Genomic DNA, 19,900 nt, shown 5'->3' on the forward strand with positions numbered 1-19,900 from the left:
ATAATTCCCCCTTATGCATCCCGATAAAAGCAACCAGACCGACAAAGGCAGGACACATCCGGCCATACTTTATGGTGATCGGACTTTGCCGGCTTGCCACACGGTGCCGGGGTGGTAAGTTTCCGAAGAAATGGCAGAGTGGGGAGAACGGGAATGCTGCGCTTCGGAATAATCTCAACGGCGAAAATCGCTCAGGATCACGTCATTCCGGCAATACAGGATGCGCAAGACTGTGTGGTGAGCGCTATCGCCAGCCGCGATCGCGCCAAAGCGCGCGCGGTTGCCGAGCGTTTTTCCGTGCCGCATGCCTTCGGTTCCTATGAGGAGATGCTGGCATCGGATGTGATCGATGCGGTCTATATTCCGCTTCCAACCGCGCAGCATGTGGAATGGACAATCAAGGCGGCCGATGCTGGCAAGCATGTGCTGTGCGAAAAGCCGATTGCGCTGAAGGCGCGGGAGATTGATACGCTTATCGCCGCGCGCGACCGCAACGGCGTTGTTGTGTCCGAGGCTTTCATGGTCACCTATGCGCCGGTCTGGGCCAAGGTGAAGGAGTTGCTGGCATCCGGCGCCATCGGCACGCTGAAACATGTTCAGGGCGCTTTCAGCTATTTCAATCGCGATCCCGGCAACATGCGCAATATTCCCGAACTGGGCGGCGGAGCCCTGCCGGATATCGGTGTCTACCCAACCATCGTGACCCGTTTTGCCACCGGCGCGGAGCCGAAGCGCGTGCAGGCCACGGTTGAGCGCGACAAGGAATTCGGCACGGATATCTATTCCAGCGTCAGAGCTGATTTCGGCGATTTCGAACTGAGCTTTTATCTGTCGACCCAGCTTGCCGCCCGTCAGCTCATGGTCTTTCACGGCACGGATGGTTACATCGAGGTCAAATCTCCTTTCAACGCCAATCGCTGGGGCGCGGAAGAGATCGAGCTGACCAATCAGGCCCACAACCAGTCGCAAATCTTTCGGTTTCAGGATAGCCGTCAATACAAGCTGGAGGCGGAGGCCTTTGCCCGCGCAGTGAAGGGTGAGGGCGAAGTCGTTACGCTGGAAAGCTCGAGGAAGAACCAGCTTTTTATCGACGCCATATATCGGGCGGCTGAAAAGGACGGTTGGGAACCGGTTTAATCCCGGTCCTACTGCTGTTTTTGCAGCCGTCGGTAGCCATAAAGCGCCAACAGCAATGCCGCGAATGCTGAAAAGGCGAGCGGGATAAGCGGCTGGACCAGCGGGTTGCGCCACTGCAGCAACATAAACAGCCCCACACCGACGACGCGGGCGGTGAGCGTCACAGCATTCACGAGAAAAACGCTCAACGTGGCCGGTGCACCGCCGTTGGCGTGGTTCAACCGCCAGCTCGTTGCAACGCCTGCCGCCGCACCGGGCAATCGGGCGGAAAGCGGATCGACACCGAGATAGAAAATGAGCAGGCAGGTGACGGTAAGGTCAGCGGCCAATCCGCAAATCTCGGTCAATGCGAAGTGCGGAAATCTCAAGGCCGTGAGCTTTTAAAGCGTCGGCTGCGTGGAGCGCGGGCGTTGCAGCACGAGAAGGCCGATGACGACACCGACGACGCCGAAATTATACCCGGCGAGCGCCAGAAGCAGCGACATCAACGGTACGGCCGTAGAAGAAAGCGCCATTGCTATACCATAAGCGCCGATAATCATCATGCAGATGAAAATGATGCTGAAGACAGAACGCAACGCAACTGCGGTTACGCCAAGCACTGTGGCGGTAAGAAAAATCATGGATGCCGCCTCCTCTTTGGTTGCCGGGCCCGGGACAAGACGTAGCGTCTTCTTCCCTAACGAACCCTTGTTTTCTCCTCCGTTCCCTGTTTTCCTAACTCGTTAGTTGAGGATATGGTTTCATCGCCGTTAAAATCGGGCTGGCGAGCACCGGCATTTCCGAATCGACGGGTTTTGGTTACAAACGGTCATGAGCGATATCTTCTCCCACGCCGCATTGAGCAATCTTGCCGAGTTCTCGGTGTCCGAACTGTCAGGTTCCATCAAGCGCACGGTGGAGACGGCTTTCGAGCAGGTGCGGGTGCGCGGCGAAATTTCCGGCTATCGCGGCCCACATTCTTCCGGCCACGCTTATTTCTCGCTGAAGGACGATCGCGCCCGCATCGATGCGGTGATCTGGAAAGGTACGTTCTCGCGGCTGAAGTTCCGCCCGGAAGAGGGCATGGAAGTGATTGCGACGGGCAAGGTCACCACCTTTCCCGGCTCCTCGAAATACCAGATCGTCATCGAAAGCCTCGAGCCGGCCGGTGCCGGCGCGCTGATGGCACTTCTGGAAGACCGCCGCCGGCGTCTGGCGGCGGAAGGGCTGTTCGATGTGGCCCGCAAACGCCGCCTGCCGTTCATGCCACATGTCATCGGTGTCGTTACCTCACCCACGGGTGCCGTCATTCGCGATATTCTTCACCGCATTTCGGATCGCTTTCCGGTCCATGTCGTCGTCTGGCCGGTCAAGGTGCAGGGCGAAGGCTCGGGCGAGGAAGTGGCGAACGCCATTCGCGGCTTCAATGCGCTTAAGCCCGGCGGCGAGATCGCCCGCCCGGATGTGCTGATCGTCGCCCGTGGCGGCGGCAGTCTGGAGGACCTCTGGAGCTTCAACGATGAAATCGTCGTGCGCGCTGCGGCTGAAAGTGAAATTCCGCTGATTTCCGCCGTCGGACACGAGACCGATACGACATTGATCGACTATGCCGCCGATGTGCGTGCGCCGACACCGACGGGGGCCGCCGAAATGGCGGTGCCGGTGCGTGCGGAACTGGAAGCGCAGCTTTCCGGCCTTGCCGCGCGTCTTTCCGGCTCGGTATCGCGGCAGATGGACAATCGCCGCCAGGGCGTGCGGGCGCTGGTGCGGGCGCTGCCGTCGCTCGACCAGCTTCTGGCCCTGCCGCGCCGCCGTTTCGACGAGGCCGCAGGCGGTCTCGGTCGTGGGCTTGAAATGACCACGCTGAATAAGCGTCGCGCCTTTGAGCGCTCCGCTTCGGGGCTTCGGCCGGAAACTCTTCTGAACGGTCTCAAACATCACACGCAGCGGATCACCGAGCGCATGCACCGGGCCGAGACTTTGGTGGAACGTCGGCTCTTGCAGGGCAAAGGCCGCGTTGATGCCTTCGATTCCGCGCTGCGTTCGCTGCCCGCCCGCCTGCTTGGCCAGCTGGAGCGGCAGAAGGAACGCGTCGTCACCGCCGCGCGCCGGGCCGATACCGCGGTCCTGCATCGGATGGCGCAGAACCGCTCGGGCCTTGCCGCCCACAATCGTATCCTGCAATCGCTCTCTTATAAGAACGTGCTGAACCGCGGTTATGCCGTGATCCGTGATGAAGAGAACCGGCCGCTGACCCGTGCCGCCGCCATTGCCTCCGGCGCTGTCGTGTCGATGGAATTTGCCGACGGTCGTGTCTCCGCCATCACGACGGGAGAGGGGACGCCGTCTCCGGATGCCGCCGCCGCACAGAAAAAGAAGCCGGCAAAACCGGCTTCATCAGGCCCGGGCAATCAGGGCAGTCTGTTTTGATCAGATCGACGCCGCATCCGAAACACGGCGGCTGACGGTGAAGGTCTTTTCGATGTCGGGATGCAGTTCCATGCCAAGGCCGGCGCCCGGCGGCACGGTGATCATGCCGTTTTTCACTTCCGGCAAGGCGGTGACGAGATCGCGATACCAGGTCTTGTAGAAGGCGCGCACGCTTTCCTGCACCAGCGCATTCGGCGCGTTGAGCGACAGGTGCGTGGAAGCGCAGAGGACCACCGGGCCGGTGCAATCATGCGGGGCGACCGGAAGATGCCAGGCTTCCGCCATCGAAGCGATCTTGCGCGCCTCCGAAAGTCCGCCGCACCAGCTGATATCAAGCATCACCACGCCGGCCGCACCCGTCTCCAGAAGATCGCGGAAAGCCCAGCGGGAACCCAGCGTTTCCGATGCGGAGATGGGTGCTGGCGAAACGGCGGCATACCGCGTCAGGCTGGAAAGGCTGTCCATCTTGATCGGGTCTTCGTGCCAGAAGGTCTGGTAGGGCGTCAGCGCCTTGGCGATCTGCATGGCGGGCAGAAGCTGCCACATGGAGTGAAACTCCACCATGATATCCATCTTGTCGCCAACCGCCTTGCGGATTTTCTCGAACGGCTCGAGCGCGCTTTTCAGGTCGGGCATCGAGATATATTGCCCGCGCGTCTTTTCCGCCGCCGCATCGAAGGGCCAGATCTTCATGGCCGTGATGCCGTCTTCCAAAAGCGAATGGGCAAGCTCGTCCGCCCGGTGCAGGAAGCCGTTCAGATCGTCATAATCCTTGCCGCCGGAGAGGCCATAATTGGCAGTCTGCTGGCCGGTCGCCTTCTTGATATATTCAGTGCCCGCGCAGGTATTGTAGGTGCGGATTTCCTTGCGGCTGAAACCGCCGAGCAATTGGGCAATCGGCTGGTTCGTGGCCTTGCCGAAAATATCCCACAGCGCGATATCGAAGGCCGAATTGCCGCGCACTTCCGCGCCCGACGAGCGGAAACCCAGATAACCGACGAGATCCTGTGCCAGAAGGTCGATCTGCAGCGGATCGCGGCCGATCACCCGTGGCGCGATATATTCATGCACATAGGTTTCCACCGTCTCGGCGCCATAGAAGGTTTCACCAAGCCCGGTAATGCCCTCATCCGTATGGACCAGAACCCAAAGCAGGTTTGCCCGTTCCGCCACGCGGACGGTCTCAAGTTTCGTGATTTTCATGAAGTGTCTCCTCCAGAGGCAGGTGGTGTTCCGTCTGGAACTGCGTTGAAAAAAATCAGGCGATGCCGGCGGCCAGAAGCGCGTGCACGCTTTCATCGAAATGCCGCGCCATCAGCGTTGAAGCCGTTTGTGGGTCGCCCGCAGCAATGGCCTGTCCGATGGCGACATGAAGCTCACCTGCGGCATGGCGCTGCGCATCGGATGTGCGGCTTTTCCAGCCTATCGGCCATGTCTGGCGCGTCACATTCTGAAAGGCGCCGAGAATGAGCTCGAAAACCGGGTTCTTGGAGGCTCTGGCAACGGCAAGGTGAAAGGCAAGGTCGTGTTCCATGACCTTGTCATTGTCGCCGAAATCCCGCTCCATATTGTTGGCATGGTCGAGAATGGTAAGCGCTTCCGCGTCCGTGCGCCTCAGCGCCGCCAGCGTCACGGTTCTGACCTCGATGGTGCGGCGTACGTCGTAAATCTGCTGGATATTGATCTGTTCGGTATGAATGCCATGTTCGAACATCAGCGACATCGCACCGTGATCCAGCGTCGCCACCGTGGCGCGCTTGCCGGCGCTGACATCGATCAGCCGCATGGCCGAAAGGGACCGGAAAGCCTCGCGAACAACCGTGCGTGAGACGCCTAGCTGCTGGGAGAGCGAAAGTTCGCTCGGCAGTTTCGCGCCGGGGGCCAGTTCGTTTTCGCGGATATGGCGGGTGATCGCGCCGATCGTGCTGCTGACGAGACCGGTTTCATGGGAGATGGCGTTATACATTTTTCCTCCAACCTGTAGTACAGGTTTATGGAAAATTGCTTACAGGAATTTTTACGCCGAAACAAGCGTTCATCGCTGGTTGACTTGATGTTTGTCTGATCCGGGAAGCTACTGCTCGAAATCCCGCAAAAACCTCTTCAGCAGCCCGTTCAGCGCCGCACGCTCCTCTTCGCTGAGATGAGCGACCAGACGATGCTGGTTTTCGACATGCGCGCCAACTGCATCCTCGACAATGGCGAGTCCACGCTCCGTCAGCGATATCAACACGCTACGCCGGTCCTGCGGGTTGTGAATGCGCTCCACCAGCCCGACCTTTTCCAGCTGGTCGATCCGGTTGGTCATGGTGCCCGAACTCACCATGGTCATGGCCAGCAGATCGCCGGGGGAAAGCCGGTAGGGCGGGCCGGCACGCCGCAATGTCGCCAGCACATCGAAAGCGGAGGAGGAGAGTCCGTGTTTCAAAAGCACGGCCTCAACCTCCCGGCTGAGATGCGTACTGAGCCGGTGCAGGCGCCCAAGCAGGCCCATCGGGCCGACATCGAGATCGGGCCGCTCCTTGCGCCATTGCGCCAGAATATGATCGACGTGGTCCAGCGGTTCTTTGCTCATCACCAAGGCATAACAATTGATATCTTGACGTCAAGATAAAATCGACTAAAGTGAATTTATCTTGATGTAGAGATTCTTGAAATGAAGAAAAATCCGACCTATGCCGCTGACGTGCTGGTGACAGCACTTGCCCCCGCCATCTGGGGAACCACTTATTTCGTCACCACGGAATTCTTGCCGCAGGGCTACCCTCTTCATGTCGCCATGCTGCGCGCTTTGCCGGCGGGCATCCTGCTGCTGCTGCTCGTCCGGAAGTTGCCGGAAGGCATTTGGTGGCCACGCAGCTTCATTCTTGGCGCGCTGAATTTCTCATTTTTCTGGGCGATGCTTTTTGTGTCGGCTTATCGGCTGCCGGGCGGCGTGGCGGCAACGGTGGGCGGGGTGCAACCCCTCATCGTCATTGGCCTTTCCCGGCTGTTTCTGGCAGTGCCCGTCAGGCCTCTTGCCATCGCCGCCGGTTTGTTAGGTATCGCAGGCGTCGCACTTCTTGTGCTGACGCCCGGAGCGGCGCTGGATGGTATCGGCGTTGCCGCAGGTCTTGCCGGTGCCGTCTCCATGGCTTTCGGAACGGTGCTGACCCGCAAATGGCGACCACCGGTCTCCAATCTCACCTTCACCGCCTGGCAATTGACCGCGGGCGGCATTATGCTCCTGCCGGTTGCCTTTGTTCTGGAGCCGGCCCTGCCAGCGCCGACCGCCGCCAATATTCTCGGCATGGCCTATCTCGGCCTCATCGGCGCGGCGCTGACCTATCTTTTGTGGTTTCGCGGGCTTGCCCGCATCGAGCCCTCGGCTGCGGCATCGCTCGGTTTTCTAAGCCCTGTCGTCGCAACTCTTCTGGGCTGGCTGGCGCTCGGCCAAAGCCTCACGCCAATACAGATTGCCGGGTTTGTCGCGGTGCTTTTCAGCATCTGGCTCAGTCAGCGCAGTCAGTTGCCGAAGTAAGCGTCCTCAGGCCCATTCGCCCTTGCGCATGACCGGAACCGTGGAGCCATCCGGCTTCACGCCATCAATATCCACCTTGTCGGAACCGATCATCCAGTCGATATGGATGAGGCTGGAATTGCCACCCTGAGCCTTGATCTGCTCCTGCGACAGCGAAGCACCGTCAAGGAAACATTTCGAATAACATTGGCCAAGCGCGATGTGGCACGAGGCGTTTTCGTCAAACAGCGTGTTGTAGAACAGGATACCGCTTGCGGATATCGGTGAGGAATGCGGCACCAGCGCCACTTCGCCGAGACGCCGTGCGCCCTCGTCGGTATCGAGCACCTTGTTCAGCACCGCTTCGCCCTTCGAAGCCTTGGCCTCCACGATGCGGCCGGCCTCGAACTTCACCTGAATATTGTCGATCAGCGTTCCCTGATGCGACAGGGGCTTGGTGCTGGACACGTAACCATCCACGCGCAGCGCATGCGGCGTGGTGAATACTTCTTCCGTCGGAATATTCGGGTTGCAGGTCACGCCGTTCTTGGCGGTGGAAGCGCCGCCATGCCATTCATGGCCGTCTGCCAGCCCGATCGTCACGTCCGTGCCGGGGCCGGTGAAATGCAGCGATGCGAAGCGCTCGCCGTTCAGCCACGCGGAGCGCTTGGCAAGATTGGCATTGTGCTGCGCCCATGCCGCCACCGGATCGGCAAGATCAACCCGCGAGGCGGCGAAGATGGCGTCTGCGAGCTTTCGGACGGCTTCGTCCTCGGCGAGATCCGGGAAGACCTGCTTTGCCCAGGATGGGTTCGGATAGGAAATGATGTTCCAGTTGATGTCGAAATTGGAAATCTTCTCCAGCGCCGGCTTGTAGGCGGTAGAGTTGGCCTTGTTGGCCCGCGCCACCTTGGCAGGGTCCTGCTCTGCCAGCAGCATGGGGTTGTCGCCGGCAATCGCCAACCGCGCCGCGCCGTTGGCATAGGCTTTTGCCATGCCTTCATAGAGCCAGCCGGAAGCCCGGTCGAAATTCGCGTCGCTGGCGTGGCGATAGCGGGAAAGCGTGGTCTCCTCATCGGAATAGAAGGTGGTGACCAGCCCGCCGCCGGCCATATAGGCGTGTTTGGTCAAAAGCCGCACCAGCGGCAGCGCCGCCAGCGGCGAAGTGATCACCAGATCCTGATCTTTCTGCAATTGCAGGCCGACTTTTACGGCGACTTCGGCCAGTTTTTCGAGTTTGACGGGATCGATGGGAGAAACGGTCATGATCTGCCTTCGTATATTTCAATCGGAGGCGTCGACCATAGCCCATTCCTTTCGAAAGCCAAATGCTTTCAAAAGCGTTGGGAGAAGCGTCAGTCCGCCACCAGCGGAGCGATGATGGCCTTCAGTGCCGCCTGCGCATCTTGGGGCGAAAGTCTCACCTGCAACCCTCTTTGCCCGCCATTCATGTAAACATGCGCATGCGCCATGGCTTCAGCCTCCATGGCTGTCGGCACCTGTTTCTTCTGCCCGAAAGGACTGATGCCGCCGACATGGTAACCCGTGGCCCGCTCCGCATCGGCAGGCTTCATCATGCTGGCGGATTTACCTCCGAATGCGGCAGCGAGTTTCTTCATGCTCACCTCACGGTCGGAAGGGACGATGACGCAGACCGGTTTGCCGTCAAGTTCCGCCATCAGCGTTTTCAGCACCAGATGTGGCGCCTCGCCGATCGCTTCCGCCGCCTGCAGGCCGATGCGGTCGGCATTCGGGTCGTAGTCATAGGTGACGGTGGTGAAGGCAATACCGGCCTTGCTCAGCATCTGGGTGGCGCGGGTCGTTTTGGACATGGCGGCTGCGTTCAGGCAAGGAGGGTCTGATAGATTTCCGGTTTGAAACCGACGGTTATCTTGCCTTTGGCCTCGAGTACCGGACGCTTGATCATCGAGGGTTGATCCAGCATCAATCCGATGGCCTTCTCACGGCCAAGATCGGCCTTTTGGTCATCATCCAGTTTCTTGAAGGTCGTGCCGGCGCGGTTAAGAACCGTTTCCCAGCCGGCGGCATCGCACCATGTCTCCAGATGGGCGCGGTCAATGCCCACCGCCTTGTAGTCATGAAAAGAATAGTCGATGCCGTTGGTTTCCAGCCAGCTTCTGGCCTTCTTCATCGTGTCGCAGTTCTTGATGCCGTAAATGGTGATCGTCATGCTGCCAGCCTCTTTGTCTTCAGCCTTCCGGCATAACAAAATATCCGGCTTATTCAACCCGCTGCCCGAGGTGCCCTGCAGGCTTTTCGGAGCGTGATGTCTGAGCCATGCGAAATCGCCATAGCTGATATCCAAACGAGCGCGAGCAAAGCTGCATGGCTTCCTTGCTACATCATGAGTTGTAGAAGGGGCCGAAAATACCCATTATCTGGGCATCAAAGATGGAGAGAAAAATGCGTCAGGTTGCAAAGACATCGCGTAACTTCTTCGGTGAAACTTTCGCCGTTCTCGGTGCAGCGCTCTCGGTTTCGGCCGCTGTTCGCGCACATCGCAAGCCCGCCCGTGCCGATCTCGAAGCCCTCGGCATCGACGGTAAGGCTTTCGACAAGGTACAGCTCTAAGCTGGTTATCATTCGTAGCGAGGCGGCATCGCCTCGCTTGCGCTCGGGTCGAAATCCATATCGGTTTTTACGGACGAGCTGGACGCGCGGGTATGGCTCGAGAAGCGTTCCGTATTCACGCAGGAAGGTCCCACATAGTTCTCGAACGGCAGTTGTGGGATAAATTGTCAGCGCTGGATTACTGCGTTGCTTCGAGCGCAGGTCATCGCATCGCTGCACTCTGTTTCGGCCGCTTCGACGGGCCGATCACTTTTTCCGACAAATATAACTGGCTCTCAGGCCGCTCATAACGATCCGCTTTCGCTGAAAGCGCAAAGCGTGCCAGAGATTCGTGCCGTGTTTCGCCATTATGGCTGAAGACAAGCTCGAAATTGCCCGCCAGCCAGCTATAGGGTTTACCAGCGGGCATAGGCTCGATCTTCCCACAGCCATAGATCATGGTGAGATGCGGCGTAAAAGACGATGCCGTAATAAAGGGAAGGTTTGCCCGCCAAAGGGTACGTTGCAATATCTTCACCAGAGCCTTTATCTCCGGCATTTCGCGGCTGCTTCTCATAACCAGACTATTGCGATTGCCGAAAAGCGACGTTTCTTCGAAAGTGATAGGAACAGGCCGCGCCTCAATTTCCCCCAGCGCCGCCTTTAGCCTGTTTATCAGCCCGCGAGGCGCAGTCTCGAAACATCCGATACAGAGCAGGGTTATGTGCAGAAGCTCCGCTGGATAGGCCGCTCGTTTTGTCCGTCCTTCCGCATGGCGCGCTGCATCGGCAAAGATCCTATCGGCCAGGGCTGCCGGTGGTTTCAACAACAAGAGAAGCTTGCTGCGAAATCGCGGATTGAGGCGCTGTATTTTCTGCGGCTCCAGCCCTTCGAAGAAAAGCTGCTGTAAACCTCCCTTATCCGTCAACTCGAAACCCATGACGACGCTCCACAGCCTTTGCCAAGGCTGCGATATTATCATCGCCAGAAGAAATTAAAAGAACAAAAGTAGAACATATTGGCCGTTTCAAGCCTACCAGATGCCGGGGATTAGCCGGTATCGCCTTTCGCGGACATAGTCAGCATAGCCAGGCAATTCCGCCTGCAACAAACGATCTTCCAGACCCGTACGCATGATCAGCAGGGCGATGGCCAGGGTGGCGGGCAGCAGGGCCATCCAAGACGCCAAAGCAAGCGGTACGCCGGCGAACATGGCGATTGCCGCCGTATAACCGGGGTGGCGCACGATGCCATAAGGCCCCGACGTAATCACGTGTTGTCCGCGCTCGGTCTGAATGCGGATGCCCGGCTCGAAGAACGGATTGACAGCCTGAGCCCAGGCCGCGACGGCGATGCCGCCAATGAGCAGGACATAACCGACCGGGATGACCCAGAGCGGCACAGCAGACCACTCCATCCGGCCGGCATCTAATGTCGCAACCGGAATTTCAGCGGCAAAAGCCAGAAGTATCGCGGTGACGAGGATCAGATCCCATCTTTTTGTGCCGGGCTGAAACCGGCTGCGGGCGCGAAAAATGATCGGGTTCACACACGCGAGTACCAGCGCGGAAAAGCTGAAGGCTACCACGAGCACTGCGATGAATATCCAGCCGGGAGGCCAATCTATGCGGCCGGCTGGTAGAAAGACCAGTGCGATCAGGCCGAGGGGCAAGCCGAATGCGTAGAGGATCGCGACGGTACGCGACATGGGTGGCGGATCAGTATCGGAGACCATTGATGTGCTCCTCTTAATAGTTCCCGCAGGCGGAACTAGGCCCGTCCCCAGTCGGGCTGCATTTGCCAGCCCAAGGTGTTGCCGGACGGGTCATGCCCTGCGAGAGACAGTCGAAATCCTGGCAAAAACCGGCAAAAAGTCAAATAATGAGGTGATCTGGTCGAGGTGGACTCATGAGTTGACATTCTACCTACTAGTAAGTAGGTAGAATGTATGAAAAATCCACAGACCAGAGCCGATGATATTCTTCGCTGCGCGCGCACCCTCATTATAAGGGGCGGCTATAACAGTTTCAGCTACGCTGATATTTCCAATGTAGTCGGCATTCGCAATGCCAGCATTCACCACCATTTTCCCAGCAAGTCAGATCTGGTCCGCAAACTGGTCGAGCAGTACAGGCAGGAAGCTGAAGCCGGGATCGCCGAGCTGGAGCGAAACATCTCTGATCCGCTCGAACAGCTTCGCGCTTACCTCGATTATTGGGCGGGCTGCATCGCTGACGCGACCCATCCCTTCTGCGTCTGCGCCCTGCTCGCCACTGAAATACCGGTCCTTCCCGAATCTGTCGTTCTCGAAGTGCGTGCGCATTTTCAAAGCCTCTCGGATTGGCTCACCGCCGTGCTGGAGCGCGGCGCTGCCAAAGGTCGCCTTGTGCTGACCGGAACAGCGCGAGCCAATGCCGAAATGTTCATGGCCACCGTGCACGGCGCAATGCTCTCAGCCCGCGCCCATGGTGATGCCGCAACCTTTGGCGCAATAACCCGCCCCATGCTGGAGCGCATCACCGCTTGAAAACGAAGCGTCGCCAGGGAGGTGAATGCATGACCGGAGCGATATTCGACCCGGTAAACAAACAGCATTACGCTTCAAGATCAGTCGTCAACAACCTGCTTCCCCGGGCCGCCACCGCTCTTCTGGAAGAGAAAGGCAATCTCTCATGTTCGGAATTTCTCCGCTTGGCTGGGTCCACGCACTCGGCAGCCTGCCCGCCATTCCCGTGGCCATTTACATGTTTGCCCGTTACGGTCGAATCGTTCCCCGCTCCACGCCGGGTGCAATCTATTTTGTGTCCATGTTGATTGGCGCTGCCACAGCCTTCCTCGTGGCGCATCAGCCGGTCAGCTACGCCATTGGCGCACTCACCATCCTGTTCCTGCTCGCAGGTTACGGAATCGAGCGCATTCTCGGCTCAACGCGCATCGCCAGATATGTTGAAACCATCTGTCTCAGTGTCAGCGCGTTTCTGTTGATGGTGCCGACGGCGACCGAAACCCTGCGCCGTGTTCCGGATGGTCATCCCTTTGTGACCGATTTGAAATCGCCGCTGCTTCTCGGCGTTCAGGCAGGGTTGCTGGCGATCCTCGTTGTCGGCCTGACCGCCCAGATCATCTACCTCGCAAGACAAAACAGAAACGCCGCGAACTAGTCGCGGCGTCATCGTTCAAGCATTGTCGATTGTAGTCGTTATTCCCACTCGATCGTGCCGGGCGGCTTGCTCGTCACGTCATAGACGACACGGTTGATGCCGCGCACTTCGTTGATGATGCGGGTTGCTGCGCGGCCGAGGAAATTCATGTCGTACGGATAGAAATCCGCCGTCATGCCATCCACCGACGTTACCGCGCGCAGCGCGCAGACGAAGTCATAGGTGCGGTAGTCGCCCATGACGCCGACGGTCTGCACCGGCAGCAGCACGGCAAAGGCCTGCCAGATTGTGTCATAGAGACCGGCCTTGCGGATTTCGTCGAGATAGATCGCATCCGCCTTGCGCAGAATATCGAGCTTCTCGCGGGTGATCGCGCCGGGGCAGCGGATCGCCAGACCCGGACCGGGGAAGGGGTGGCGACCGATGAAGCTTTCCGGCAGGCCGAGTTCGCGGCCAAGCGCGCGGACCTCGTCCTTGAAAAGCTCACGCAGCGGCTCGACGAGCTGCATGTTCATGCGCTCGGGAAGACCGCCGACATTGTGGTGGCTCTTGATGGTGACGGAAGGGCCACCCGAGAAGGAAACACTTTCGATGACGTCAGGATAAAGCGTGCCCTGTGCCAGGAACTTCGGTGCGCCCTTGCCATCGGCGGCGATCTTGGCCGCTTCGGCTTCGAAGACCTCGATGAACAGACGGCCGATGGTCTTGCGCTTTGCTTCCGGATCGGAAACGCCAGAGAGTTCGCCGAGGAACAGGTCGGCGGCGTCAACGTGGACGAGCGGAATATTGTAGTGGTCGCGGAACATGCCGACCACCTGTTCGCTTTCGCCAAGCCGCATCAGGCCATGATCGACGTAAACGCAGGTCAGCTGGTCACCGATTGCCTCGTGAATGAGGATAGCCGCAACCGAGGAATCGACGCCGCCGGAGAGTGCGCAGAGCACGCGGCCGGTGCCGACCTGATCGCGGATCTTGCGGATCATTTCGGCGCGATAGGCCGCCATCGTCCAGTCGGATTTCAGCCCGACGATCTTGTGCACGAAGTTGGACAGGAGCTTGCCGCCATCAGGCGTGTGCACCACTTCCGGGTGGAACATGGTGGTGTAATAGTGACGCGTCTCGTCGGCCGCGATGGCGAAGGGCGCGTTTTCGGAGGTCGCGATGACCTCGAAACCTTCCGGCAGCTTCGTCACGCGGTCGCCATGGCTCATCCAGACCGGGTAGCTCTTGCCCTGTTCCCAGAAGCCGTCGAACAGCGGGCTCGCCTTCTTGATGTCGATATCGGCACGGCCGAATTCCGCCGCATGGCCACCTTCGACCACGCCGCCGAGCTGGGTGCAGAGCGTCTGCTGGCCGTAGCAGATGCCGAGGATCGGAACCTTGCTGTCGAACACCGCCTGCGGTGCGCGCGGGCTACCTTCCGCCGTGACAGATGCGGGGCCGCCGGAGAAGATAACGCCCTTCGGCTGAAGCTTCTCAAACGCCTCTGCGGCATTCTGGAACGGATGGATTTCGCAATAGACCCCGGCTTCGCGGATGCGGCGCGCAATCAGCTGCGTCACCTGGCTGCCGAAATCGATGATGAGAATGCTGTCGGGATGGGCTATCTGGGTCATGGCGAGCCTTTAAAGAAAATGGCGGCTTTAGGCAACCCGGAAGCGGGCGTCAAACCGCGGAAATTTGCGAAAATCGCAAGGTTTCAAAGGGTGATTGAGCCATCTTCTATGGCATGGCAAAGCCGGTCGACGGCATCTGCCAGCTTTTCGTCGATGATGTGCAGATATTCCGTCCAGTCGTCCACATGGTTCACATCCGCCTTGCCGTCGGAAATACCGCGCAGACTGACGAGCGGTACGCCAAAACGCTGGCAGGCTCTTAAAACCGCAAAGGTTTCCATTTCCACCATATCGGCGTCGATCAGTCCGTAAGCCTCGCCCGAAACGACATTGGCGCCGGTGGAAAGCCGCGCCTCGGCAATTTCGGGTATCCGTAAAGGCAAGGCCACTTCGGCGGGCAGATCAAGCAGTGGCGTGCAGCCCTTTTCGAAACCGAAGGCGGAGGCGTCCATGTCGCGATAGGAAACCGAAATCGCCTGATAGATGCCGGTTTGCTCCAATGTTCGCGAACCGGCGGAACCGAGCGAAACGACGAGATCAGGCAGATGGTCCGCCGCATCGAGACCGGCAAGAACGGCCGTGACCGCAATCGCCGCCTCGACCGGGCCGATGCCGGTCATCAATGGCGCGATGCGTGCCTGGAGATGGGGACCGTATTCGGGGGAGGCCGCCATGACGAAAAGAATGGATTTATCCGCAACATGCAAAAGCCGGTAGCTCATCCGGTAATATCCTCGCGACCTTTCACCACCATCATCGTTCCTGTCATGGAGGCTATCAGCTTTGTCGGCCCGTCCGAAAGCGCATAGGCGCGGCCATCGGCGACGATCAGGTTGTTGCCTGGCTTGATGATCTCGCCGCGAAACAGGAACCGCTCGCCGCGCCCGGGCGACATGAGGTTGACCTTGAATTCGATGGTCAGCAGGGAGGCTTCCGGTTCGATGATCGTATAAGCCGCATAGGTGCAGGCCGTGTCCAGACCGGCGGCGATGACGCCCGCATGCAATATGCCATGCTGCTGCGTCAGCTTTTCATGAAAGGGCAGTTCGATCTCCACCAGCCGGTGTTCGATACGGCTGATCTCAGCATCGATGGCCTGCACAACACCCTGTCGCGCAAAGCTTCTTTCTATCCGCTGACGAAAATCGCCGGGATCCGTGATCTCCATGGCCTACCTGCCTGCTTTAAGTCCCATCGCAAACTGACATGGCGCGTGGCGGCAGGCAAGGCAAGGCCCGGGCAGGCAGAAATTAGTTCAGAATGCCGATACTCGCATTCAGCACCGTGGCAAAGGCAACCCACAACGCATAGGGCACGAAAAGCCACATGGATACGCGGTCACGGCGATAGGTTAGTGCTATGAAAGCCAAAATGCACACCAGCATCGGAATGATGATGATCAGGGCGCCCACGGGGCTCTGCATGCCGAAAAAGATCGGAGACCACAGGAAATTCAGCACCATCTGGGTGAACCAGAGGCGCATGCGCGTTCCCATTCGCTTCCTGATCCATGTGCGTGCACCGGCGATACCGATCAACACGTAAAGCGTGGTCCAGACCGGCCCGAAGATCCAGTTGGGTGGATTGAAGAATGGTTTCTGCAGCGATTGATACCATTCGCCGGGCACATTGTTGACGCCGATCAGCGCCCCAATGGCAACAACTGCAACCACGAAAACAACGTACACGGTAAGGTTTTTCATGACGCCTCAACTGCGCCTGCCGGGCTTTTGTTCCCGTGCCTTTTCAGTATTTTAGCGGGTGATACGCACAATATGCTGGTCCCATGCCACGTCGCTGCGCAGCGCCTCGAAAAATCCGTCATAGGAAGAAACCGCAATGCCCCGGGCGGCGGGTGCAACGCCCGCTGCTTCGCGCACGCTCACCTCTGAAACCACCCTCCCGGTTTTTGCATCGAGCGTCACGGCGGCGTTGCCATTGGGTGAGGTCAGGCCCACCAGCCCCTCGCGCCGGTTGACGGCGATGGCTCCGACATAGTTGGCAAGACGCATTGTCGTTTCCTCCGGCAGATCGACGAAAGCCACATCCTCACCCTTGGCGAAGTGGCCGACCAATGGCGGCAGATCGTTGCGCGGTCCCTCATATTGGCAGGCGAACCAGATGCGGCCGTCATCGCCAAGGTCGACGTGGCGGGTGGAAAGCTGGCGCAGCCGGTCCGGCATCGTATGTTTCTGGATCAACTGACCAGTAGCGGCGTCCAGAAGCACGAGAGACGGTTCCATGCTGTCGATATTGAGTTTGGTGCGGCCGAAATCCGGGTGGGTTTCGATGCCGCCATTGGCGATCACGATCAGCCGCCCGTCATCGCTCACCGTCATGTCATGCGTACCGACGCCATGTGCGTCATATTCACCGATGCGGGTAAATCCGTTTTTGGCGTCGTACAACCCGATAACACCGCGATTGCCGTCGAAGTCGTTTTCGCTGGCATAGAGGATCGCCCCATCGGGCGAGAATTGGCCGTGGCCATAGAAATGGCGGTTCTCCGGCGTGTGCATCACGATCGGCTCGCGGTGTCGCGCGGGATCGAAGGCCATGAAGAAGGTGCCGGGCCGGCGCGCGAAGGCTACGGTCGTACCCGTCGCGCGGCTCGTCGCCATTCCGTGGGCGCGGGCGGGAAGCACAACGCGGTCGATGATCTCGCCGCGTTCGCTCACCGTCGCAATGCCGTAGGAACCGTCACGGGCGCGGAAGGCAGAAGCAAAGACCGCGTCTGCCCGTTCCAGCGCATAAAGTGAACGGGGAGCCAGCGCGGCGAGGAAGGGAACTCCCGCCGCTTTGATGAAGCTGCGCCGATCTATCAGCATCCGTTTGGTGCCTGATATCATCGGCTCAGTCTCCATCGGCGAAGGAAAAGCCGGAACTGAGGCCGATCGCGCCGCCATATTGATCGTTCAAGCGGTAGATCAGGTCTTTGCCATTGAGCAGCAGATAATCCACCTTGGCGCGCTGATCGTCCTGATCCAGCGCCTTTTGCACATCCGTATCGATTGTCCCGGCAACCCGGATCATCGATTTGGCGATGAAGTCGATGGAGTTGACGATGGAGCGTTGATCGGGCGGCACGAGTTCAACCATATCGGCCGTATGCAACAGGGTCTGAACGGCCTTGATATTGGCGGAGATGCTCTTCCAGGTCAGGCCCGAGCGCCAGTAAATGGCGGTGCGGGGAAACTTCGCCTTGTCCGGTCCCTTGTAGAAGGTTTCGATCCGCTGGTCGCGGATTGCCTCGGAGCCGTGTACGAGAATGCCGAGCAGGGCAACCAGCGCCTCGCGCTCGTCGCGAAAGACGGGATTGTCCGCTCCAGGCTGTGTCCAGTTTTTCTGCGCGCCGTCAGGGGCGTTCCAGCTATCGGAAAGCTCAGCTGCCACATTGGCGATATTACCGGCGATGGCCGCGCCGAAGCGGCAGCGGAAATCGCCCTTTTTGTCGAGAAGTTCTTCCGCGCCAGTGCCGTAAAGTACGAATTCCAGCGCGCCAAGCCCCTGTGCCGCGACGCTCTTGCCCTTCAGGCCGTCGGCGCTGGTGACGCTTTCATCTTTTTCCGACAGGTAACGCTGCACCTGTTTCAGCCCCAGCCCCTTCTTGTCGGGGTAATAAAGAACGCGCTCGAAACGGTTCTGCTCGATGACAGGACCGACCCGCACGATCTCGATGGTCGACCAACTCGCCACCGTATCGACAAAGGCTGCTTTGGCTGCCTCATCGGTCGTTTGGGAGGGCGAGGCGCAGAAAGCCTTCATGCTGCCTTCCAACCTGTCTGCCGATTGCCGGAAGTGGTCGTAACCGGGGCGAATGAAGCCGTTCACCGCCTTCTCCATGACACCTCGCACCTGTGCGGGGTCAAGCGGCGGTGGCGGCATCAGTTCCACATCCTGTGCCATCGTCGGCTGATTGGTCAAAAGCAGCAGCACGGAAACGAGGCCGGATATTTTTCGCATGGCATTTTTCATCAAAGGGACTCCAGAAAAGCCAGCAAAGCCTGCCGGTCGGATTTTTGCAAGGCGGCAAAGGCGTCGCGCGCTTTTTGCCCTTCACCACCGTGCCACAATATCGCTTCCGTCAGGCTGCGCGCGCGCCCGTCATGCAGGTAAAAACCGTTCCCATTGACGTTCTGCGTCAGGCCGATGCCCCAGAGCGGCTGGGTGCGCCACTGTCTGCCGTTTGCTTCACCCACCTGCTGGCCGTCGGCAAGCTCCTCTCCCATGTCATGCAAGAGGAAGTCCGAGTAGGGCCAGACCAACTGGAACGAATGCATCGGGTCGGTGGCATTCCGGCGGGTGACGAATTTCGGCGTATGGCAGGCCGTGCAGCCGGATGCGTAAAACAGCTGCTTGCCCTTAAGAACGGTCGGATCACCGGCATTTCGTCGCTGCGGCACGGCGAGGTTTTCGGTGTAGAAGGTCACGAGATCGAGAACCGGGTCCGGGGCTTCCACTGGCCCCAGCCGAGGCTGCACGCCGGTCGGCATGGCCAGACAGTCTTTCTGGGCATCGGTGCAATCGCCATAGGGGTTCGGCGCGTCCGGTGTGGAGATGCCGATATCATGGGAGAAGGCGCTGGCGCTCTGATCGCGCACACTTGCGTTCTGGGCTTTCCAGCCAAACCGCCCGAGCTTCACCGCGCCGGTGCGATGATCCTTGACCCATGCCGGACGCCCGGCAATGCCGTCGCCATTTTTATCATCGGGATCGGCTTTGGCCAGAATATCGGCGTCGCTGATGGCCTCGATCAGGCCAAGCCCGAGGGTGGGCATCGCGATCCGCGCCGACAGCGTCGTATCGGCGCCAACCGGGCCATAGTTGAGGTCGGCCACGGCATAGGCGGGCTTGCGTAGCATCACCACCTCGCCATCCGAAAGGCGCACCGGGATTTCAGTGTAGGAGATGACCGGCCTGCCCTCGGCAGCAAGACCGGGAATGGCAAGGTTCTGTAACTGCCTGCCATAGGTCTCGTCGGGAAAATTCAGCACCTCATGGCGCGCAATCGACGCCCGTTCTCCATCGTTGCGAGCCGGCCGCGCCAGCCGCAGAAACAGGGAGACGGCGTCTTCTCCGGCAAGAGGCGGGCGGCCCCTGCCGTCCTTCACATGGCAGGTCTGGCAGGATCGGGCATTATAAAGCGGCCCCAAACCATCCGATGCCTGTGTGGAGGAGGGGGAGGAGACCCAGAGCTTCTGGAACAGCGCGTTGCCGAGCTTGAAATCCTGCTTCCGCTCGAAGGGCATGGTGGCGGAAGGATGCGAAAATGCGCCGCTGTCGGGTTTGTTGGTGCTGGTTGTCGCGCCACCGGACATCGCCTCGAAGGGCTCCGGTTTCGTAAAATCCGTCGTCGGCGCGGTCACGGCCTGAACACGGCTGCGGTCTTTCTCCGTCAGATCATCACGCAACGGCGCGGCAAGCGTTGCCGATGCCAGAAGACAGGCTGCCCCGGCGAAGAAAAACGGCTTGCGGATCGGCAGCAGTGACAATTCCATGGAAAT

At 59.4% G+C, this 19,900-nt stretch carries 23 protein-coding genes; 6 read left to right on the forward strand and 17 right to left on the reverse strand.

The features are described 5' to 3' along the window. Positions 1 to 153: 153 nt before the first annotated feature. A complete protein-coding gene (locus AKG12_RS20250) occupies positions 154 to 1,137 on the forward strand; it encodes a Gfo/Idh/MocA family protein (protein ID WP_052820200.1) in 984 nt (327 codons plus the stop codon). Between the two features lie 8 nt (positions 1,138 to 1,145). Here AKG12_RS20250 and AKG12_RS20255 read toward each other — a convergent pair whose 3' ends face one another. Together AKG12_RS20255 and AKG12_RS20260 are read right to left on the reverse strand one after the other, a co-directional pair. Continuing rightward, positions 1,146 to 1,505: a hypothetical protein gene (locus tag AKG12_RS20255; protein ID WP_052820201.1), complete on the reverse strand. Its 360-nt coding sequence runs from the start codon at positions 1,503 to 1,505 to the stop codon at positions 1,146 to 1,148. A gap of 12 nt (positions 1,506 to 1,517) precedes the next feature. Next, a complete protein-coding gene (locus tag AKG12_RS20260) occupies positions 1,518 to 1,760 on the reverse strand; it encodes a hypothetical protein (protein ID WP_046799247.1) in 243 nt (80 codons plus the stop codon). 190 nt (positions 1,761 to 1,950) lie between these two features. Here AKG12_RS20260 and xseA point away from each other — a divergent pair, with 190 nt between their 5' ends. Beyond that, entirely contained in the window at positions 1,951 to 3,549 is a 1,599-nt protein-coding gene (gene xseA / locus AKG12_RS20265; RefSeq protein ID WP_052820202.1) for an exodeoxyribonuclease VII large subunit, read from the forward strand. On the opposite strand, the gene AKG12_RS20270 is transcribed toward xseA, so the two are convergent. The 3 genes from AKG12_RS20270 to AKG12_RS20280 form a co-directional block, all read right to left on the reverse strand. After that, positions 3,550 to 4,752, reverse strand: coding sequence for a mandelate racemase/muconate lactonizing enzyme family protein (locus AKG12_RS20270; RefSeq protein WP_046799249.1), 1,203 nt, complete (start codon positions 4,750 to 4,752; stop codon positions 3,550 to 3,552). Between the two features lie 55 nt (positions 4,753 to 4,807). Then, positions 4,808 to 5,515, reverse strand: coding sequence for a FadR/GntR family transcriptional regulator (locus AKG12_RS20275; RefSeq protein WP_035219349.1), 708 nt, complete (start codon positions 5,513 to 5,515; stop codon positions 4,808 to 4,810). A 108-nt stretch (positions 5,516 to 5,623) separates the two neighbouring features. Next, positions 5,624 to 6,124 carry a MarR family winged helix-turn-helix transcriptional regulator gene (locus tag AKG12_RS20280; protein WP_052820203.1) on the reverse strand — a complete coding sequence of 167 codons (501 nt, stop codon included), beginning with the start codon at positions 6,122 to 6,124 and terminating at the stop codon, positions 5,624 to 5,626. An 81-nt stretch (positions 6,125 to 6,205) separates the two neighbouring features. Between AKG12_RS20280 and pecM the strand changes: the two genes are divergently transcribed. Beyond that, positions 6,206 to 7,069, forward strand: a complete 864-nt coding sequence (gene pecM / locus AKG12_RS20285; protein WP_052820204.1) for a 4-hydroxybenzaldehyde efflux transporter PecM — start codon at positions 6,206 to 6,208, stop codon at positions 7,067 to 7,069. Positions 7,070 to 7,075: 6 nt separating this feature from the next. Here pecM and AKG12_RS20290 read toward each other — a convergent pair whose 3' ends face one another. The 3 genes from AKG12_RS20290 to AKG12_RS20300 form a co-directional block, all read right to left on the reverse strand. Beyond that, positions 7,076 to 8,314 carry an aminopeptidase gene (locus tag AKG12_RS20290; protein ID WP_052820205.1) on the reverse strand — a complete coding sequence of 413 codons (1,239 nt, stop codon included), beginning with the start codon at positions 8,312 to 8,314 and terminating at the stop codon, positions 7,076 to 7,078. An 89-nt stretch (positions 8,315 to 8,403) separates the two neighbouring features. Next, positions 8,404 to 8,880: a Cys-tRNA(Pro) deacylase gene (gene ybaK / locus AKG12_RS20295; RefSeq protein ID WP_052820206.1), complete on the reverse strand. Its 477-nt coding sequence runs from the start codon at positions 8,878 to 8,880 to the stop codon at positions 8,404 to 8,406. 11 nt (positions 8,881 to 8,891) lie between these two features. Continuing rightward, the gene (locus AKG12_RS20300) at positions 8,892 to 9,239 is read right to left on the reverse strand and encodes an ArsC family reductase (RefSeq protein ID WP_052820240.1); all 348 of its coding nucleotides are present in this window, start codon (positions 9,237 to 9,239) and stop codon (positions 8,892 to 8,894) included. Positions 9,240 to 9,472: 233 nt separating this feature from the next. Here AKG12_RS20300 and AKG12_RS30780 point away from each other — a divergent pair, with 233 nt between their 5' ends. Then, positions 9,473 to 9,640 (forward strand): hypothetical protein, encoded by a 168-nt coding sequence (locus AKG12_RS30780; protein ID WP_003503889.1) that lies wholly within the window; start codon positions 9,473 to 9,475, stop codon positions 9,638 to 9,640. Positions 9,641 to 9,842: 202 nt separating this feature from the next. On the opposite strand, the gene AKG12_RS20305 is transcribed toward AKG12_RS30780, so the two are convergent. Together AKG12_RS20305 and AKG12_RS20310 are read right to left on the reverse strand one after the other, a co-directional pair. Further along, positions 9,843 to 10,559 carry a 2'-5' RNA ligase family protein gene (locus tag AKG12_RS20305; RefSeq protein WP_052820207.1) on the reverse strand — a complete coding sequence of 239 codons (717 nt, stop codon included), beginning with the start codon at positions 10,557 to 10,559 and terminating at the stop codon, positions 9,843 to 9,845. A 93-nt stretch (positions 10,560 to 10,652) separates the two neighbouring features. Then, positions 10,653 to 11,354 (reverse strand): methyltransferase family protein, encoded by a 702-nt coding sequence (locus AKG12_RS20310; protein ID WP_197283337.1) that lies wholly within the window; start codon positions 11,352 to 11,354, stop codon positions 10,653 to 10,655. A 213-nt stretch (positions 11,355 to 11,567) separates the two neighbouring features. Between AKG12_RS20310 and AKG12_RS20315 the strand changes: the two genes are divergently transcribed. Next, a complete protein-coding gene (locus tag AKG12_RS20315; RefSeq protein ID WP_052820208.1) occupies positions 11,568 to 12,146 on the forward strand; it encodes a TetR/AcrR family transcriptional regulator in 579 nt (192 codons plus the stop codon). A 145-nt stretch (positions 12,147 to 12,291) separates the two neighbouring features. Continuing rightward, entirely contained in the window at positions 12,292 to 12,780 is a 489-nt protein-coding gene (locus tag AKG12_RS20320) for a hypothetical protein (protein ID WP_052820209.1), read from the forward strand. Positions 12,781 to 12,818: 38 nt separating this feature from the next. Here AKG12_RS20320 and guaA read toward each other — a convergent pair whose 3' ends face one another. The 7 genes from guaA to AKG12_RS20355 all read right to left on the reverse strand — a co-directional run bounded on the left by guaA (position 12,819) and on the right by AKG12_RS20355 (position 19,894). Next, positions 12,819 to 14,396, reverse strand: a complete 1,578-nt coding sequence (guaA, locus tag AKG12_RS20325) for a glutamine-hydrolyzing GMP synthase (RefSeq protein ID WP_046799257.1) — start codon at positions 14,394 to 14,396, stop codon at positions 12,819 to 12,821. 83 nt (positions 14,397 to 14,479) lie between these two features. Then, positions 14,480 to 15,118, reverse strand: coding sequence for a 5'-methylthioadenosine/S-adenosylhomocysteine nucleosidase (locus AKG12_RS20330; RefSeq protein ID WP_052820210.1), 639 nt, complete (start codon positions 15,116 to 15,118; stop codon positions 14,480 to 14,482). Beyond that, positions 15,115 to 15,564, reverse strand: a complete 450-nt coding sequence (locus tag AKG12_RS20335; protein WP_046799259.1) for a PaaI family thioesterase — start codon at positions 15,562 to 15,564, stop codon at positions 15,115 to 15,117. Before AKG12_RS20335 ends, AKG12_RS20330 begins: the two co-directional genes overlap by 4 nt. 82 nt (positions 15,565 to 15,646) lie before the next feature. After that, on the reverse strand, positions 15,647 to 16,099 hold the full coding sequence (locus AKG12_RS20340; protein WP_052820211.1) for a TspO/MBR family protein: 453 nt from the start codon (positions 16,097 to 16,099) through the stop codon (positions 15,647 to 15,649). Between the two features lie 51 nt (positions 16,100 to 16,150). Next, positions 16,151 to 17,245, reverse strand: coding sequence for a DUF1513 domain-containing protein (locus AKG12_RS20345; RefSeq protein ID WP_052820212.1), 1,095 nt, complete (start codon positions 17,243 to 17,245; stop codon positions 16,151 to 16,153). Between the two features lie 4 nt (positions 17,246 to 17,249). Continuing rightward, on the reverse strand, positions 17,250 to 18,371 hold the full coding sequence (locus AKG12_RS20350; RefSeq protein WP_052820213.1) for an imelysin family protein: 1,122 nt from the start codon (positions 18,369 to 18,371) through the stop codon (positions 17,250 to 17,252). Beyond that, positions 18,371 to 19,894 carry a di-heme oxidoreductase family protein gene (locus tag AKG12_RS20355; protein ID WP_082178976.1) on the reverse strand — a complete coding sequence of 508 codons (1,524 nt, stop codon included), beginning with the start codon at positions 19,892 to 19,894 and terminating at the stop codon, positions 18,371 to 18,373. The genes AKG12_RS20350 and AKG12_RS20355 overlap by 1 nt, the downstream gene beginning before the upstream one ends. Positions 19,895 to 19,900: the final 6 nt, after the last annotated feature.

Source organism: Agrobacterium sp. SUL3 (assembly GCF_001263295.1).
GTDB classification, from domain to species: domain Bacteria; phylum Pseudomonadota; class Alphaproteobacteria; order Rhizobiales; family Rhizobiaceae; genus Agrobacterium; species Agrobacterium tomkonis.